The organism is Streptomyces sp. NPDC002838, assembly GCF_040295365.1.
GTDB lineage: Bacteria > Actinomycetota > Actinomycetes > Streptomycetales > Streptomycetaceae > Streptomyces.
Map to the genome: position 1 here is coordinate 69030 of NZ_JBEOVF010000041.1, position 14420 is coordinate 83449.

Sequence of the window (14420 nt, forward strand, 5' to 3'; positions counted from 1 at the left end):
GTCGGGTTTGCTTACTTGTTGGCGCCGAGCTCGATCGGCACGCCGACGAGGGAGCCGTACTCGGTCCAGGAGCCGTCGTAGTTCTTGACGTTCTCGACACCGAGCAGCTCGTGCAGGACGAACCAGGTCAGGGCCGAGCGCTCACCGATGCGGCAGTAGGCGATGGTGTCCTTGGACAGGTCCACCTGCTCCTCGGCGTAGAGCTCCTTGAGCTCCTCGTCCGACTTGAACGTGCCGTCGTCGTTGGCGTTCTTCGACCACGGGATGTTGCGGGCGGACGGGACGTGACCCGGACGCTGCGACTGCTCCTGCGGAAGGTGGGCCGGCGCGAGCAGCTTGCCGGAGAACTCGTCGGGCGAGCGGACGTCGACCAGGTTCTGCGAGCCGATGGCCGCCACCACGTCGTCACGGAAGGCGCGGATCGACTTGTTCTGCGGCTTGGCCTTGTAGTCGGTGGTGGCCCGCTCCGGGACCTCCTCGACCAGCTCGCGGGCGTCCAGCTCCCACTTCTTGCGGCCGCCGTCGAGGAGCTTGACGTTCTCGTGGCCGTACAGCTTGAAGTACCAGTAGGCGTACGACGCGAACCAGTTGTTGTTGCCGCCGTAGAGGATCACCAGCGTGTCGTTGGCGATGCCCTTCGCCGACAGGAGCTTCTCGAAGCCCTCCTGGTCGATGAAGTCACGACGGACCGGGTCCTGGAGGTCCTGGGTCCAGTCGATGCGGATCGCGTTGCGGATGTGGTTCTTCTCGTAGGCGGACGTGTCTTCGTCCACCTCCACGATGGCGATGTTCGGGTCGTCCAGGTGGTCCTGGACCCAGTCGGCGTCAACCAGGACGTCGCTGCGGCTCATGCTCTTTCTCCTCCGGGGCAGTTGCGGCGGGGCGTGCGAGTGAGAGGGGCGCGCGGGCAGGCCGTGAGCGGCGCACGTGCGCGGACGCCCTGGGCAGGGCGGTGGGGATGCGGAAGGCGGCGCTTCCGCTCAGAAGGTGCGACAGAGCATGGCGGCGACGCGGCACAGGTCTACTGCCCGCCGCTTCGTGAGATCCGCCTGTCGCTTCATGGGCTCGATCGTAGGGATGGACAGGTGGGCGTGTCACCGGTGTGTCGCATGGTGAGACGCGATCGTCCGGGATGTGGGACGAGAAACGCGCCCAGGTCGTGATCACACGGTCCCGAGCGCGTGTAGCCGTCTCACATCTACGGTACGGACGTCGACGTCTCGCCTTTCGGACGCCGCCCGTCCACCGCACGTTCGAGCCGTGTCCTACCCGGACTACCCGGCCAGCTCGACGTTCGAACCCTTCACCGTGATCTCCACACCGCTCTTCGCCGCCTGCACCTTGTCCAGCTGGATGCCGCCGGGCAGACCGTCGATCTTCTGCTCGAAGTCGGTGATCGTCCGGACCCGCCCCTCGGCGAGGTCGACGCCGGAGAAGGAGGGCAGATTGTCGGCGTGCACCTTCACGGTGTCGCCCTCGGTGGTGACCGTGCTGAGCACCTCGACCGGCTCCGGCAGCTTGGTGCCGAGCACCGTCGCCTCGATCGTGACCTTGACCTTGCCGTTGCCGCCGTCGGAGAGGCCGACGACGTTGGCGGTGACGCCGGGGGCGACCTGAGTGGGCTCCGACTTGGCGGCCTTGAGCAACTCGTCGTAGGTGATGGAGGCGGTGCCGGTGGCGGTGGCCGCGGTGGCGGAGCTGTAGTCGCCGGAGAACGCGACGCCCTTCATGTTCGCGTTGAGGTCGTCGATACGGATCTTCTCGCCGCCGGTACCGGTGTCCGCCTCGTAGTCCTGGATGCCGACCTGGACGTCGTCCAGCTCACCGCCGGCGACCTGAGTGAGGAAGGGGAAGCCCTTGATGGAGACGTCCGGGGTGGTGGCCAGGCTCTCGGTGGTCTTCAGCCTGTCGGCCACCTCGCCCTCCGCGAAGTTGACCGCGACGCGGTCGGCGATCACGAAGAGACCGCCGAGTATCACGACGACGATCAGCAGTATGCGCAGCGCTCGCATGCGGTGGCCCCCCAAGGTGGCTTGTTCGACGGTGGCGGTCGAGCCACGGTAACTCTGCGGAGGGGGTGGGCGTCGGATTGTCGATCATCTGTGACAGGAGGCGGATACGGCAGGGCCGGAGGCGGGACCGCCCACATCAGCGGTGGTCCTTTCGCTGGTGCTGGCGCAGCAGGACGTTCGCGTCCGTCTCCGCGCTGCGGTCGAAGACCGTCCGAGCGGCCTCGCGCCGCGCTGCCAGCTCCGCGCACACCGCGCAGCCGGGGACGGGCAGCGGCGGGCGGCTCAGGTCGTCGGGGTCCGGGGGCACGCTCGCACCGACCGCCCACGTGCGCTCGTTCGCCGCCCGCAGTCCGGCACTCAGTCGTTCCTGCGGCGTGGCCGGGCGTAGTGACGTCGGGTCCGCCTGCCACTCGCGACCGCCGCCGACGGGGCGTAGCAGGGCGTACGGGCCCGCCTTGTCCTGGTACTCGCCGACCTTGCTCGTGGCCGGGTCGTAGAGGAGGGAGCCGGGTTCATGGGGGTCCGACTTGGTTGTCATCGTGTTTCGCTCCTTTACTGACGAACGCCCGTACGCAGCGCGAGCGCCGAACTACGCTGCGTGTTCGGGTGTTACGAGCATGGAGCACGAAACGAGTCTTTGGGCTGTTGAGAGGCCCAAATTCAACGCTGGGCCCTCCAAATTCAACAAATGCAACAGGAGCGCGATGCCGCAACGATTGATGATCACGGGACGGAGCCAGGAGCCGAGGGGGCGGTTCGCCGAGGAACTACGGCGGCTGAGGAGGGAGCGGAGCCTGAGCCTGCGGGACCTCGCGAAGGAGGTGGGCTGGGACTCGTCCCAGTTCAGCAAGATGGAGAGCGGGCGGACGCTGGGCGGGCCCGAAGTCGTACAGGCGCTGGACCAGTTCTACGGGACGCCGGGGTTGCTGGTGACGCTGTGGGAGCTGGCGGTGGCAGACCCGACGCAGTTCAAGGAGCAGTACCGGCGGTACATGGTGTTGGAGTCGGAGGCGATGAATCTCTGGCACTACGCCGTGAGCAGGCCGCCGGGACTTCTCCAGACCGACGCGTACGCACGCGAGGCACTCGCGGCGGGCGGCATTGAGGGACGGGAGCTGGACCAGCAGGTCGCAGCGCGCGTCGGTCGGCGGGAGCTGCTGAAAGGCGGCGATGCGCCGACGTTCCGAAGCATTCTCGCCGAGGCGGTGCTGCGGACTCCGTTGCGCGACGCGCAGGAGTGGCAGGAGCAGCTGGAGTACTTGGTGGAGGTGTCGGAGCGCCCGAACATCACGCTCCAGGTGCTGCCGTTCCGTGCCGGTTCTCACGGTCTGGCGAGCACCGACTTGATGTTCCTCCGGCTGCTGGACAGTCGTACCGTGGCTTACGCCGAGAACGACGTACACGGTGAACTGATCGAGGAACCAAGCAGGGTTGAGCGTTTCCAGCGCACTTATGATGCGGTGCGCGACATGGCCCTGTCCCCGGTCGAGTCGCGGAAGTTCATCCTGCGGATGTTGGAGGAAGTGCCGTGCGAGCCATAGACCTCAGCGATGTGGAGTGGCGCAAGAGCAGCTACAGCAACTCGGACGGCGGCCAGTGCGTAGAGGTCGCCGACAACCTCCCCCTCGTCCCCGTCCGCGACAGCAAGGCCCCCGCCAAGGGCACCCTCGTCTTCAATACGGCGGCCTGGGTCTCCTTCGTCGGCGCGGTCAAGGCTCAGTAGACCTCAGTACACCAGCGCCTGCGTCTCGTCCCCCAGCGCCTCCTGCACGAACACCTGCGCCCCCGCGATCCGTACGCCCTCGATGACGTCCTTCTCCGTGATGTCCCGGCGGGCCGCGCACTGCGTGCACAGCGTGACCTGGCCGCCCGCCAGGATCGAGTCCAGGAGGTCCGGCAGCGGGGCCGCGTGCGGCAGCTCGAATTCCGCGGCCCGGCCCGGCAGGGCGAACCACGCGGACTCGCCGGTCAGCCACAGGGAGACGTCGACGCCGCTGGCCACCGCCACCGCCGCCACCGTGAACGCCTGCGAGCAGCGTTCGGGGGCATCGGCCCCCGCCGTCACCTTGATCACGAGCTTCTTCGCCATGCTCGAATCGTAATCAACCCGCTCGACACCAAGGGAGTCGCAATGCTCCTTACAGTCGGGTCTCGCGGCCCCACACGCCGGTAGCTCTCCGCTCCACGCCGCCGGGTACGTCCTCGGCGGAGGGCGTACCTCATACGGAGAGCCGGTCCCCGGCCGCGTAAGCTGGGGCCCGGCTCTTTTGTGTACCGCTGTCCCACGATCGTCCGAGGAGCACTCCGTGCTTGAGATTTTCTTCGAGGCCCTGCTGATCCTGGTCTGCGTCGGCGTGCTCGGCTTCGCCTGGCTGACCGTGAAGAAGCTGTACCAGGGCCAGCGCTGACCGCCGTAAATAGGACGCTGACCCCCGTCTAGGAACTGTTGCTCATGATCGAGATCCCGTCCGACCTCCACAAGGAGCTCGTCCCCCTCGCCTTCCTGCTCGGAAACTGGGCGGGCGCGGGCGTGCACGACTTCCCCGGTGCCGAGAAGTGCAACTTCGGGCAGGAGGTCACCTTCACGCACGACGGCCGGGACTTCCTCGAGTACCGCTCCCACACCTGGGTGCTGGACAACGACGGCAACAAGGTCAGGCCGCTGGAGTCCGAGTCCGGCTACTGGCGGATCGACGCCGACCGCAAGGTCGAGGTGACGATGGTCCGCGACGACGGCGTGGTCGAGGTCTGGTACGGCCGGCTGGCCGACAAGAAGCCGCAGATCGACCTGGTCACGGACGCGGTGGCACGTACGGCGGCCTCCCGCCCCTACACCGGCGGCAAGCGCCTGTACGGCTACGTCAAGAGCGACCTGATGTGGGTCGGCGAGAAGCAGACCCCCGAGGTCGAGCTGCGCCCCTACATGTCGGCGCACCTGAAGAAGGTCGTCACCCCGGAGGATGTCGAGCGCTGGGCCAAGGCCCTGCCGGACGACATGCCGGACGACGGGATCGCGTTCTTCCGGTAGGCCTCGTTCACCCGTTGGCCAAAAATCCGCATCGCCGCCCACCGACTGCGCCTGCTCCGGCAACTCCTGCCGCAGCAGATCCGCGGAGAGGCCATGGCCGACTCCGGCACCTCCACCGACAGCCTTCCGAGGCTCTCGGCCAGCCTCGGGCGGCACTCCGCGACCCGGCGCCGCGCCGCTTTCTCAGGCGTCGCCCTGCGGACGTGGTTGAAGATCCCGTGCACCAGCACCACCGGCGCCATCTCACACCCCCCGGTCACAACACCGCACGGCGAACCGCCGGGGAGGGGCAGCAGCCGGGCCCGCCCGCTGCCCCGCCGGTGTCGGAGCTGGGCACAAAACCGGAGTGGCACTCGTCGCAGCAGCCCTGGGCGTGCAGCGCCCGGACAAGTCCCAGGTGTGCTGTCCGGTGGAGCACGCCCCGGACGCGGCCCGGGATGATCCCAGGGACACGCCCTAGACTTGGACCGTGGTGAGCACCGACTGGAAGAGCGACCTCAGGCAGCGCGGCTACCGGCTGACGCCGCAGCGGCAACTTGTGCTCGAAGCCGTGGACACCCTTGAGCACGCGACCCCCGACGACATCCTCGTGGAAGTGAGGAAGACGGCGTCGGGGGTCAACATTTCCACGGTCTACCGGACCCTGGAGCTCTTGGAGGAGCTGGGGCTGGTCAGCCACGCGCACCTGGGGCACGGCGCTCCGACGTATCACCTCGCGGACCGGCACCATCACATCCACCTCGTCTGCCGTGACTGCACGAACGTCATCGAGGCGGATCTGAGCGTGGCCGCCGAGTTCACCGCCAAGCTCCGGGCCGAGTTCGGCTTCGACACGGACATGAAGCACTTCGCGATCTTCGGCCGGTGCAAGGACTGTTCTGTGAAGACTTCAACAGTGAAGGCTTCAAGTAAGGCTTCAACTACCGAGTCGTAGGCTTAGGCATATGAAAAGCCCCCTGCTGTCTCTGCCCGGCGCCGTCCCCGCCGAGGGCGTGGACGAAGGCGTCGCCGCCCACTACGGCGATCTGTTCCGCGAGCAGCGTGCCCTCGCCGACGGGAGCGGTTTCGTCGACCTCTCGCACCGCGGAGTCGTCACCGTCTCCGGCGAGGACCGGCTGAGCTGGCTGCACCTGCTGCTCACCCAGCACGTCAGCGAGCTGCCGACGGGGCAGGCCACCGAGGCGCTGATCCTCTCCGCGCACGGCCACATCGAGCACGCCGTGTACCTGGTGGACGACGGCTCGACGGTCTGGGCACACGTCGAGCCCGGCACCCAGGAGGCACTGATCGCGTACCTGGAGTCGATGAAGTTCTTCTACCGCGTCGAAGTCGCCGACCGGACGGACGACTTCGCGGTCGTGCACCTGCCGGCCGGTTCGATCGCCGAGGCGCCGGAGAGCGTCGTCGTCCGCGAGACGCCGTACGGCCGTGATCTCTTCCTGCCCCGCGCGGAACTGGAGTCGTACGCCGAGAAGGCGGGTCCCGCGGCCGGCATCCTGGCGTACGAGGCCCTCCGCGTCGAGCACCACCGCCCGCGCCTCGGCTTCGAGACCGACCACCGCACCATCCCGCACGAGCTGGGCTGGATCAGCACGGCGGTCCACCTCCAGAAGGGCTGCTACCGCGGCCAGGAGACGGTCGCCCGTGTGCAGAACCTCGGCAAGCCCCCGCGCCGCCTGGTCTTCCTCCACCTCGACGGCAGCGAGGTCCACCTGCCGACGCCCGGCACCGAGATCCGCCTCGCGGACGAGGGCCCCGACGGCCGCAAGATCGGCTTCATCACCACGCCCGTACGGCACCACGAGCTCGGCCCGGTCGCGCTGGCGCTGGTGAAGCGGAACGTGCCGGTGGACGCGCGGCTGGTGGCGGGGGACACGGCGGCCGCGCAGGAAGCGGTCGTAGAGCCCTAGACCCTTCCTGGAGCCCTGGAGACCTTCGTGGCGCTCTAGATTTCGACCAGGACCGTGAACGGGCCGTCGTTCGTCAGCGAGACGCGCATCTTGGCGCCGAACCGGCCCGTCGCCACCGTGGCGCCCAGCGCGCGCAGTCGGGCGACCACCTCGTCCACGAGCGGTTCGGCGACATCGCCGGGGGCGGCCGCGTTCCAGGTCGGGCGGCGGCCCTTGCGGGCGTCGCCGTAGAGGGTGAACTGGCTGATGACGAGGAGGGGCGCGTCGATGTCGCTGCACGACTTCTCGTCGGCCAGCATGCGGATCGACCAGAGCTTGCGGGCGAGTTGAGCCGCCTTCTCCTTGGTGTCCTCATGGGTGACCCCGACGAGGACACACAGTCCCTCGCCCTCGATCGCCCCCACCGTCTCGCCGTCCACGACGACGCTCGCGCCGTCCACCCTCTGCACCACTGCACGCATGCGGTCCATCATGCCGTGCGGAGGAGAAGCGCCCGTAAGGGGATTCTTTTTTATTCCTTACCCCCCCATCTGGGGCGGATCGGGGGCACTCATTCACATAGCGGCCACTTGGGGTGGCACCATGCTTCCACACGCCGGTCGAGGGGACGGTTGAGGCACATGAGCACACCGAGTACCGGGTGGCTGGGCACACAGCGGCCACCCGTGCAGAGAACGGACAGCCCCGTGCTGCCCGGTGACCCGCCCGAGCACGACCTGGCCGTGCTGAGCCTGCCCGAGCTGCGCGTCCTGCGTCGGGACGCCCAGCGCGACGAGGCCGACCTGAGCTATGTACGGCGGCTGCTGCAGGGCCGTATCGACATCCTGCGGGCCGAGCTGGCGCGGCGGTGCCCGACATCGGTCGTGCCCACGGGCGAGCCGTCCGTGGTGGAGCGGCTGCCGGAGATCCTGACGGACGCCCCGGCCCGGCAGCGCTCCTCGGCCCGCCATGTGACGCTGGGCGTCCCGCAGAGCGAGGAGTCCCGGCGGCTGGCGGCGGACATGCTCGCCGAGGTCGAGCTGTCGGACCTGGGTGCGCGGACGGACCTGGAGCTGAACACCGCGATGGGGCGGCTCGTGCGGTACGAGCAGCAACTGTCCCGGCGCCGGCAGCGGCTGCAGCGCACGGCCGACGACTGCAGCGCGGAGATCGCCCGCCGGTACCGCGAGGGGGAAGCGCAAGTCGACGACCTGCTGACGTGAGGTGGGTGCGGGTGAGTTGGGGGGCACCCGGCCTTCGGCCGGGTTGTGTTCCCACCCGCACCACCGGTGCGGCTTTGGTGGTTGGGTGCGGGTGGCCCCGGTGGGGGTGAGCGCCGTCGGCGGGTGCGGGTGAGGGCGGAGCCCCCTGGCGGGCGAGGAAATCCCGCGACACCTCCCCGCCGCACACCTACCGTGACCCCATGACCCACCCTCCACACCCCGACATCGACGTCCGCCCCATCACCGAGGACGAGTTCCCGGACTGGCTGCGCGCGGTGAGCGCCGGCTTCCTGCGCGAACCCACCCCCTCCGAAACCGAACTCGAAGCCCGCCGCCCCCAGTTCGTCCCCGGCCGCTACCTCGGCGCCTTCGACGGCGCCCGCTGCGTCGCCACCTTCAGGTCCTTCGCCCAGGAGCTCACCGCCGTCGGCGGCGCGACGGTCCCCGCCGACGGCATCACCGCCGTCACCGTCACCGCCACCCACCGCCGCCGCGGCCTGCTGACCCGCATGATGGCGCAGGACCTGGCGGCCGCGAAGGACAGAGGGGACGTCGTCGCGACCCTGATCGCCGCCGAGTACCCGATCTACGGCCGCTACGGCTTCGGCCCCGCCACCTGGACGACCGAGTGGACGATCGACGTCCCGCGCACCGGACTCGACCCCCGCCGCTCCGGCGCCCCGGACGACGGCGGCCGTATCGACCTGGTGGACAGCGAGGACGTCCGCAAGCTCGGCCCCGAACTGCACGACCGGGTGCGCCGCGCCCAGCCGGGTGCGGTGAGCCGCCAGGAGATGTGGTGGCGGCTCAACACCGGTGCCGTACGGTTCGACCCGTCGTGGACCGAGCCGCACTACGCGGTGTACCGCTCGGCGAACGGCGAGGTCGAGGGTCTGGCCGTGTACCAGTCGGACGACAACTGGCACGACAAGCTGCCGCACAACACGGCGACCGTGCACTGGCTGATCGCGTCGACCCCGGCCGCCGAGCGCGCCCTGTGGCGCTACCTCTGCTCGATCGACTGGGTCACGCAGGTGAAGAGCGGCTGGCGCTCCCCCGACGACCTGCTCCCGTTCTTCCTGCCGAACCCGCGCGCGGCCAGGGTCACCGCGCAGGCGGACTTTCTGTGGGTGCGGCTCCTGGACGTCGTACGGGCGCTGGAGGCGCGGACGTACGCGGGGGAGGGGCAGCTGGTGCTGGAGGTGAACGACCGGGACGGGCTGGCCGGCGGGCGGTACCGGCTGGAGGCGTCGGAGCGGGACGGCGGGTCCTGTACGCCGACGACGGCCGACGCCGACCTCACCCTCGACGTGGGCGACCTGGCGGCGCTGTGGCTCGGTGACGAGTCGGCGGAGCGGCTGGTGACGCTCGGGCGGGTCCGGGAAGAACGAGCGGGCGCCGGCAAACTGGCCGACGCCCTGCTGCGTACGTCCAGGCGACCTTGGTGCCCGGACATGTTCTGAGACTCCTTCCTGTGGGCGACTGTGGACTGTGCTGCCGCTCTGCATCCGTAGCGAGCTGTTCAGTTGTGGCTGTGCAGATATCCGTAGCGAGCTATTCGGTTGTGACTGTGCTGTCGTGCTTCTTTGCCGACGATGTTGAGTTGTGGCTGTGCTCGGGTGTTGCCCGTGTTCAGTTGTGTCTGTGCGTACCGACCGAGCTCCCGGCTCCCCTCCGGAAGGGAGCCCGGTCAGCCGGACTGGGCGAGCAGCATCAGGAGGATGACCGCTCCGACGCCGCCGATCGTGGCACTCTTGGCCTTGACGCCGACGGTCAGTGCGACGAGGCCGATGATGCCCATCGCGCCGAACTTCCACTGGATGAGCTGTTCGAAGGTGACGGCGAGGGCGGCTAGAGCGATGGCGATGAGCGGCATGGCGGTCCCCCCTTCGGGACGGTGGTCCCTGTCAGTCGCCCAGCTGGCCAACCTTCCGGAAGTTTGACCACGTTGCTCAAGTTGGCGACCAACTTCACTGTACTTATCTCCGCTTGGAAGCGGCTCATAACCACCTTCCCCCGAACTGCCCAAAGATGGCGGGAAGTTGTAGTGTTTGGCCGTGGACCCGAAACACGCCGCCGTCAATGGACGGAAGAGGTCACAGCGGCCACACATGTCACATCGCGAGGTGGCCGAGGAGCTGCGCGCCCGGATCCGCTCCGGCGCGCTGCGGCCGGGCCAGCGCATGCCCACGCAGGCCAGGCTGGCCGACGAGTTCGGGGTGGAGCGCGGCGTCGTACGGCAGGCGCTGTACATCCTGCAGTCGGAGCACCTGTTGACCAACGTTTCCAAGGGCAGCCCCGCGACCGTCGCCCCTGACCTGGGCCTCGGCGGGGTGCAGCCCGGGCCCGGAGCCCCGCCGCTTCCCACCATGGTGGCCCTCGCTCCCCGGATCGCGGACGCCTTCACGGCCCCGCACGTCGAGATCGACGCTCTGTGTCTGACCTCGGTCTCCCTCACACTCGCCATGGGAGAACCGCTGCGCCAGATCCACGCCGGGCGTACGAATCCGGCCAAGATCGACGTCCGTGTCCTGCTGCCGAGCCGGAACATCGACCTCGCCTTCCCGGTCCCGGTCGACGGCCGCGGCGAGGACGACGACACCGTGCACGAGCGCTGGCTGGCCCAGCGCAACGCCCAGGGCCAGGTACTCCGGCACAGCCTGCTGGCCCTGCGTGCCACGCACGGCATCGACGTGCGGGTCTCCTTCCGCGCCCTGCCGTTCACGCCACCGGTGAAGCTGTATCTGCTCAACGGCACGGAGACGCTCTTCGCGTACTACACACTGGGGCTGCGCGAGGCGGAGATCGACCACGAGCGCCTGGAGATGTACGACGCCGACGGCACGCAGTCGATGCTGTTCGATTTCATGCAGGGCGCGAGTCTGCGCGACACGACGTTCGTGGAGCAGTCGCACCTGTGGTTCAACGCACTGTGGGAGACGATCAGTTCGGAGTTGTTACTCACGACCTGATGTCTCCCACGGTGTCTGACCAGGGCGTTCGTGACTCATAGGGCGGGCCTCGCGACCAGCAGGGCGAGCACCACCGCACCGGCGGAGCTGACGGCCGGGCTCTTGGCCTTGATGCCGATGGTGAGCAGGAGCAGCCCGATGATGCCGGCGGCACCGTACTTCCACTGGACGGTCTGCTCGATGCCGATGACGAAGACTGCGGAGAGGAGGGCGAGGACGGGCACGGTGTTTCCCCCTTCAGGCTTCCGGGGTGGGCGGACGTGGGGGTTGGGCGGTAAGGTGGCAAAACTTTCGCCAACTCAACCAAGTTGGCTACCAACTCTGATTAGGTTGTCCCCACTTGGCACCTACTTATAAACAAGCTTCAATCAACTCCCGCCAGATGGAGCGAAGTTGTAGCGTTTGGTCGTGACCCAGGAGAACGTGGCAGTGAACGGCAGCAGAAGACTCTCGCCCCAGGAGATCGCCGACATCCTGCGGGAACGCATCCGCGTGGGCGACCTCAAGGCGGGGGACCGCCTGCCCACCCAGGCCGAACTCGCCGAGGAGTTCGGCGTGGAACGCGGCACGGTCCGCCAGGCCCTCCGGTCCCTCCAGGAGGACGGCCTCCTGAGCAATGTGAGCAAGGGGAGCCCGCCGCGGATCGCCGCGCCGACCCGCGCCGTGGGGGGACCCCAGCCGACGATGGTGGGGCTGGCGCCGAGGCTCGCCGAGGCGTTCGCCGCACCGCACGTACGGATCGACGCGGCCTGTCTGACGGCGGAGAGCCTGCTCGTGGCGCTGAGCCAGCCGCTCCGTCTCATCCACGAGGACCGCGTACGGCCCGAGTCCATCGACGTGCGCATCCTGCTGCCCTCCCGTGAGATCACTCTGGCCTTCCCGGTCCCGGTCGACGGACCGGGCGACGGCGACCCGGTCCACCAACGCTGGCTGGAGATGCGCAACGCCCAGGCCCACGTCCTGCGTCACAACCTCCAGGCCCTGCGCTCCTCCCACGGCATCGACGTCCGCGTCACGTTCCGCGCGCTGCCCTTCACGCCACCGGTGAAGCTGTACCTCCTCAACGGCACGGAGGCGCTGATCGCGTACTACATGGTCACCCGCCGGGAGGAGCCCTCGGACACCGGAACCCTCGACATGTACGACGTCCTCGGCACCGAATCCCTCCTCTTCTCCTTCGAGGAGGGCGCCGGCCAGCGGGACGCCGCGTTCGTGGAGCAATCGCAGAAGTGGTTCGACGCCCTCTGGGAAACCATCACCACGGACATGACACTCTCCTAGTGACTTCTGATACGACGCAGACTGAACTGGTGGCAGCCAAGACCGAGGCACTGCGGGGACTGATCGAAGGCGCGCGAGTCGTGCTGTGGGACTTCGACGGCCCCATCTGCCGCCTGTTCGCCGGGCATTCGGCGGAGAAGGTGGCGAACGACCTGGTGGACTGGCTCGAAGGCCGCGGCCTGCACGGCCTGCTGACCGACGACGAACGCAAGTCCCTGGATCCGCACATCGTCCTGCGCGCCGTCGACCGCAGACACCCCGGCAGCGACCTCGTGGCCGAGCTGGAGGAACGTCTCACCCAGGAAGAACTGCGGGCCACCGCCCTGGCGATGCCCACGCCGTACGCGGACCCGCTGATACGCACCTGGACAGCCGTGGGCTCCCGACTGGCGATCGCCACCAACAACTCCCCGCGGGTGGTCCGCACCTACCTGGAGAGCCGCGGCCTCACCTCCTGCTTCACCCCCCACATCTACGGCCGCACCCAGGAGCTCAACCACCTCAAGCCCCACCCGCACTGCCTGAACCGGGCCCTGAACGCGATGGGCTCGGCGCCGTCCACCGCCCTGATGATCGGGGACACTCCCTCGGACCTGCTCGCCGCCGACGCGGCCGGCGTTCCGTTTCTTGGCTACGCGCGTAACGAGCGCAAGGAGAAGCTGCTGCGGGAGGCGGGCGCCGAGACGATCGTCGCCTCACTGGAGCCCTTGCTCACGCTGATGCGCACTCAGGCCTGAGTCATGAGCAGCGCGAACGCCACGGCTGCCCCGACGGAATCTCTTTCCATCTCCCTTCCACCTCCCCTCCACTTCCGGTGAAGCTGCAGCTACCCGTCCAATTGGACTGGTTGTCGTGAAGGTGGTCTGCCCGGTCCGGGTGATCCCTTAACCAACCGCCCCATATGACTGTTCAGTTGCCGGAGAACCGGTTTGCCGGTGGACTGTTGGCGGTACGGTCCACACGTGGACGGACTGCAGAGCGGCGAGGGCGGTGGCCGGGAGTTCCAGCGGGTCGCCGACGAACTGCGTGGGCGGATGACCGACGGGACGTATCCGCGGCGGTCCTTCCTGCCGTCCCAACGTGCCCTGGTCGAGGAGTTCGGGGTCTCCCGGGACACCGTGCAGCGGGCGCTGCGCGAGCTCGTCAACGAGGGCTGGATCGAGTCGAGGCGGGGCAGCGGCTCGCGTGTGGTCAAGACCCAGCGCATTCAGTCCAGGGCGGCCAAGGCCACCAGGGTGCGCGGGGAGGTGACACTGACACCGTTCATCAGCGAGGCGTTCGAGCAGCCCGAAGTGACCCTGGACGTCTACACGCTGACGTCCGAGTCCCTCGACGCGCACATCCGGCTGCAGACGGAACGCATCCGGGGGGGCTTCATAGAGCCCCAGCAGGTCACCCTGCGCGTGCTCCTGCCGGACGCGACGCTGCCCCTGCCGTATCCGCGCATCAAGGACGACCCGGACGACCCGCGCCTGCGGGAGCGCCTGAGCGGCATCACCGAGCGGCACACGGCGTCGCTCAAAGGGGCGCTGAAGGACCTGCAGACGGAAGGGCTGGTCCCCTCCGTCGACATCCAGATCCGCCATGCGCCGCTGACCCCGGCCTTCAAGCTCTATCTCCTCAACGGCGTCGAGGCGCTGCACGGCCCGTACGAAGTGATCGAGCGCAAGATCGCGCTGGAATCCGGCGAGGAGATCACCGCGCTCGACGTCCTGGGCCTCGGCGCCACCCTCACGCACCACGTGAAGGACGAGGATCCGGCCTCGCCCGGGTCCGTCTTCGTGGACAGCATGCGGCAGTGGTTCGACTCGGTCTGGGAGCTGCTGTCCACATAATGGGCGCCATCGGCAGGTGGCCCAACGGGTGCGTCGAGCCCCGGTGGAGAAGCGGTGCAGCCTCGTGGCCGCAGGGTTGGGCCCTGGTCGGCTGCTGTAGCATGCCCGCACCTGAGCAATCGCTCGGCTTCGTTCGTATGGGTAGAGGCCAAGAGCCAACCTCGAACAACCTGATGCAGA

19 protein-coding genes are annotated in these 14420 nt (G+C 68.4%); 11 read left to right on the forward strand and 8 right to left on the reverse strand.

Annotation, left to right across the window (positions count from 1 at the left end):
• Positions 1-11 precede the first annotated feature (11 nt).
• The 4 genes from ABT063_RS37795 to ABT063_RS37810 form a co-directional block, all read right to left on the reverse strand.
• The gene (locus ABT063_RS37795; protein ID WP_351064965.1) at positions 12-851 is read right to left on the reverse strand and encodes a sulfurtransferase; all 840 of its coding nucleotides are present in this window, start codon (positions 849-851) and stop codon (positions 12-14) included.
• Between the two features lie 129 nt (positions 852-980).
• Entirely contained in the window at positions 981-1061 is an 81-nt protein-coding gene (locus tag ABT063_RS37800) for a putative leader peptide (protein ID WP_350310325.1), read from the reverse strand.
• Between the two features lie 213 nt (positions 1062-1274).
• Positions 1275-2012, reverse strand: coding sequence for an LmeA family phospholipid-binding protein (locus ABT063_RS37805; RefSeq protein ID WP_351064967.1), 738 nt, complete (start codon positions 2010-2012; stop codon positions 1275-1277).
• A gap of 136 nt (positions 2013-2148) precedes the next feature.
• Positions 2149-2550, reverse strand: coding sequence for a hypothetical protein (locus ABT063_RS37810; protein ID WP_351064968.1), 402 nt, complete (start codon positions 2548-2550; stop codon positions 2149-2151).
• Positions 2551-2716: 166 nt separating this feature from the next.
• Here ABT063_RS37810 and ABT063_RS37815 point away from each other — a divergent pair, with 166 nt between their 5' ends.
• Positions 2717-3553, forward strand: coding sequence for a helix-turn-helix domain-containing protein (locus tag ABT063_RS37815; RefSeq protein WP_351065019.1), 837 nt, complete (start codon positions 2717-2719; stop codon positions 3551-3553).
• Positions 3541-3735 carry a DUF397 domain-containing protein gene (locus ABT063_RS37820; protein ID WP_351064970.1) on the forward strand — a complete coding sequence of 65 codons (195 nt, stop codon included), beginning with the start codon at positions 3541-3543 and terminating at the stop codon, positions 3733-3735. Before ABT063_RS37815 ends, ABT063_RS37820 begins: the two co-directional genes overlap by 13 nt.
• 3 nt (positions 3736-3738) lie before the next feature.
• Here the strand turns inward: ABT063_RS37820 and ABT063_RS37825 are convergent, their stop codons facing one another.
• Positions 3739-4101 (reverse strand): DsrE family protein, encoded by a 363-nt coding sequence (locus ABT063_RS37825; RefSeq protein ID WP_351064971.1) that lies wholly within the window; start codon positions 4099-4101, stop codon positions 3739-3741.
• A gap of 363 nt (positions 4102-4464) precedes the next feature.
• Between ABT063_RS37825 and ABT063_RS37830 the strand changes: the two genes are divergently transcribed.
• The 3 genes from ABT063_RS37830 (at position 4465) to ygfZ (ending at position 6950) form a co-directional block, all read left to right on the forward strand.
• The gene (locus ABT063_RS37830) at positions 4465-5040 is read left to right on the forward strand and encodes a heme-binding beta-barrel domain-containing protein (protein ID WP_351064973.1); all 576 of its coding nucleotides are present in this window, start codon (positions 4465-4467) and stop codon (positions 5038-5040) included.
• A 469-nt stretch (positions 5041-5509) separates the two neighbouring features.
• On the forward strand, positions 5510-5974 hold the full coding sequence (locus tag ABT063_RS37835) for a Fur family transcriptional regulator (protein ID WP_351064975.1): 465 nt from the start codon (positions 5510-5512) through the stop codon (positions 5972-5974).
• A gap of 10 nt (positions 5975-5984) precedes the next feature.
• Complete coding sequence (gene ygfZ, locus ABT063_RS37840; protein WP_351064977.1) at positions 5985-6950, forward strand: CAF17-like 4Fe-4S cluster assembly/insertion protein YgfZ; 966 nt, start codon at positions 5985-5987, stop codon at positions 6948-6950.
• A 35-nt stretch (positions 6951-6985) separates the two neighbouring features.
• Here ygfZ and dtd read toward each other — a convergent pair whose 3' ends face one another.
• Complete coding sequence (dtd, locus tag ABT063_RS37845) at positions 6986-7411, reverse strand: D-aminoacyl-tRNA deacylase (RefSeq protein WP_351064979.1); 426 nt, start codon at positions 7409-7411, stop codon at positions 6986-6988.
• A gap of 159 nt (positions 7412-7570) precedes the next feature.
• Between dtd and ABT063_RS37850 the strand changes: the two genes are divergently transcribed.
• Positions 7571-8152: an RsiG family protein gene (locus ABT063_RS37850; RefSeq protein WP_351064980.1), complete on the forward strand. Its 582-nt coding sequence runs from the start codon at positions 7571-7573 to the stop codon at positions 8150-8152.
• Positions 8153-8352: 200 nt separating this feature from the next.
• On the forward strand, positions 8353-9615 hold the full coding sequence (locus ABT063_RS37855; RefSeq protein ID WP_351064982.1) for a GNAT family N-acetyltransferase: 1263 nt from the start codon (positions 8353-8355) through the stop codon (positions 9613-9615).
• 227 nt (positions 9616-9842) lie between these two features.
• On the opposite strand, the gene ABT063_RS37860 is transcribed toward ABT063_RS37855, so the two are convergent.
• On the reverse strand, positions 9843-10028 hold the full coding sequence (locus tag ABT063_RS37860; RefSeq protein ID WP_351064984.1) for a hypothetical protein: 186 nt from the start codon (positions 10026-10028) through the stop codon (positions 9843-9845).
• 235 nt (positions 10029-10263) lie between these two features.
• Here ABT063_RS37860 and ABT063_RS37865 point away from each other — a divergent pair, with 235 nt between their 5' ends.
• Positions 10264-11124: a winged helix-turn-helix domain-containing protein gene (locus ABT063_RS37865; protein ID WP_351064986.1), complete on the forward strand. Its 861-nt coding sequence runs from the start codon at positions 10264-10266 to the stop codon at positions 11122-11124.
• Between the two features lie 35 nt (positions 11125-11159).
• On the opposite strand, the gene ABT063_RS37870 is transcribed toward ABT063_RS37865, so the two are convergent.
• A complete protein-coding gene (locus ABT063_RS37870; RefSeq protein WP_351064987.1) occupies positions 11160-11348 on the reverse strand; it encodes a hypothetical protein in 189 nt (62 codons plus the stop codon).
• 178 nt (positions 11349-11526) lie between these two features.
• On the opposite strand from ABT063_RS37870, the gene ABT063_RS37875 reads away from it, so the two are divergent.
• The 3 genes from ABT063_RS37875 (at position 11527) to ABT063_RS37885 (ending at position 14240) form a co-directional block, all read left to right on the forward strand.
• Positions 11527-12405, forward strand: a complete 879-nt coding sequence (locus ABT063_RS37875; RefSeq protein WP_351064989.1) for a winged helix-turn-helix domain-containing protein — start codon at positions 11527-11529, stop codon at positions 12403-12405.
• Complete coding sequence (locus ABT063_RS37880; RefSeq protein WP_502990962.1) at positions 12354-13142, forward strand: HAD family hydrolase; 789 nt, start codon at positions 12354-12356, stop codon at positions 13140-13142. Before ABT063_RS37875 ends, ABT063_RS37880 begins: the two co-directional genes overlap by 52 nt.
• Positions 13143-13367: 225 nt before the next feature.
• On the forward strand, positions 13368-14240 hold the full coding sequence (locus ABT063_RS37885; protein WP_351064991.1) for a GntR family transcriptional regulator: 873 nt from the start codon (positions 13368-13370) through the stop codon (positions 14238-14240).
• Positions 14241-14420 lie beyond the last annotated feature (180 nt).

What these genes read in the sequence shown, in the direction of transcription:
- ABT063_RS37795 (WP_351064965.1), bottom strand. Translation starts at nt 851, where the DNA reads ATGAGCCGCAGCGACGTCCTGGTTGACGCCGACTGGGTCCAGGACCAC.
- ABT063_RS37800 (WP_350310325.1), bottom strand. Translation starts at nt 1,061, where the DNA reads ATGAAGCGACAGGCGGATCTCACGAAGCGGCGGGCAGTAGACCTGTGC.
- ABT063_RS37805 (WP_351064967.1), bottom strand. Translation starts at nt 2,012, where the DNA reads ATGCGAGCGCTGCGCATACTGCTGATCGTCGTCGTGATACTCGGCGGT.
- ABT063_RS37810 (WP_351064968.1), bottom strand. Translation starts at nt 2,550, where the DNA reads ATGACAACCAAGTCGGACCCCCATGAACCCGGCTCCCTCCTCTACGAC.
- ABT063_RS37815 (WP_351065019.1), top strand. Translation starts at nt 2,717, where the DNA reads ATGCCGCAACGATTGATGATCACGGGACGGAGCCAGGAGCCGAGGGGG.
- ABT063_RS37825 (WP_351064971.1), bottom strand. Translation starts at nt 4,101, where the DNA reads ATGGCGAAGAAGCTCGTGATCAAGGTGACGGCGGGGGCCGATGCCCCC.
- ABT063_RS37830 (WP_351064973.1), top strand. Translation starts at nt 4,465, where the DNA reads ATGATCGAGATCCCGTCCGACCTCCACAAGGAGCTCGTCCCCCTCGCC.
- ygfZ (WP_351064977.1), top strand. Translation starts at nt 5,985, where the DNA reads ATGAAAAGCCCCCTGCTGTCTCTGCCCGGCGCCGTCCCCGCCGAGGGC.
- dtd (WP_351064979.1), bottom strand. Translation starts at nt 7,411, where the DNA reads ATGCGTGCAGTGGTGCAGAGGGTGGACGGCGCGAGCGTCGTCGTGGAC.
- ABT063_RS37850 (WP_351064980.1), top strand. Translation starts at nt 7,571, where the DNA reads ATGAGCACACCGAGTACCGGGTGGCTGGGCACACAGCGGCCACCCGTG.
- ABT063_RS37855 (WP_351064982.1), top strand. Translation starts at nt 8,353, where the DNA reads ATGACCCACCCTCCACACCCCGACATCGACGTCCGCCCCATCACCGAG.
- ABT063_RS37860 (WP_351064984.1), bottom strand. Translation starts at nt 10,028, where the DNA reads ATGCCGCTCATCGCCATCGCTCTAGCCGCCCTCGCCGTCACCTTCGAA.
- ABT063_RS37865 (WP_351064986.1), top strand. Translation starts at nt 10,264, where the DNA reads ATGTCACATCGCGAGGTGGCCGAGGAGCTGCGCGCCCGGATCCGCTCC.